Below are 1133 nucleotides of genomic sequence, written 5' to 3' on the forward strand. Positions count from 1 at the left end.
GCGCAAGGCAGGCTGACGGGCCATGGCGATGAAGTTCCGCAAGCACCACCCCGAAGAACCCGAGATCAACCTGATCCCGTTCATCGATGTGCTGCTGGTCGTCCTGATCTTCCTGATGCTGTCGACCACCTACTCGAAGTTCACCGAGCTGCAGATCAGCCTGCCCGTGGCCGATGCCGACAAGCCGCGCGAGAACAACAAGGAAGTGATCGTCGCGATCTCGGCGGAAGGCCGCTATGCGGTCAACCGCAAGACGCTCGACGGCCGCAGCGTCGAGATGCTGACGGCCGAGCTGCTGTCGGCGTCCGCCGGCGCGAAGGACGYGATCATCATCGTCTCGGCCGATGCGGCGTCGTCGCACCAGTCCGTCATCACGGTGATGGACGCCGCACGCCGCGCGGGGCTCGCGCGGCTGACCTTCGCGGCCCAGAGCTCGCAGGGCGGCGACGGCCGCTGAGCGGCTGCGCGCCGGTCCCGTGTCGCTCTCCCTTCGATTGCAGCGCGCCTGGCTGGCGCGTGGCGCGCTCGCGTGGGCCCTTCGCCCGCTGGCCGGGCTGTACGCGGCCATCGTCGCGCTGCGCGGCTTCGCGTTCCGGGCCGGCTGGCTGCGCATCGAGCGCCTGCCGGTGCCGGTGATCGTCGTCGGCAACCTGATCGCCGGCGGCGCCGGCAAGACACCCACCTGCCTGGCGGTGGTCGAGCTGCTGCGGCAGCACGGCTGGACGCCGGGCATCGTGTCGCGCGGCTACGGCGGCAGCGCCGGTGACACGGTCGTGCTGGTGACGCCCGACACGCCGGCCAGCGCCTGCGGCGACGAACCGCTGCTGATGCAGCGCCGCAGCGGCGCGCCGGTCGCCGTCGGCCGCCGCCGCGTGCAGGCCGGCCGCGCGCTGCTGGCAGCCCATCCCGCGGTCGACGTGATCGTCTGCGATGACGGCCTGCAGCACCGGCAGCTCGCGCGCGATGCGCAGGTCATCGTGTTCGACGAGCGCGGGGCCGGCAACGGCTGGCTGCTGCCGGCCGGGCCATTGCGCGAGCCGATGCCTCCTGCGCTGCCCGCGCGCAGCGTGCTGCTGTACAACGCGCCGATCGCGTCGACGGCGCTGCCGGGTCATGTCGTGCAGCGCGGCCTG

Annotated in this window: 2 protein-coding genes; both read left to right on the forward strand. The window is 72.3% G+C overall.

Features of this window, described 5'->3' with window-relative positions; all coding sequences use genetic code 11:
* Window positions 1-28 precede the first annotated feature (28 nt).
* Window positions 29-457, forward strand: coding sequence for an ExbD/TolR family protein (locus AC1D15_RS33560; protein ID WP_477829464.1), 429 nt, complete (start codon window positions 29-31; stop codon window positions 455-457).
* Between the two features lie 4 nt (window positions 458-461).
* Window positions 462-1133 (forward strand): tetraacyldisaccharide 4'-kinase (lpxK, locus tag AC1D15_RS33565; RefSeq protein ID WP_477829465.1); only part of this gene is annotated, 672 nt, incomplete at its 3' end.

Source organism: Rhizobacter sp. P2_H2, from assembly GCF_056403375.1.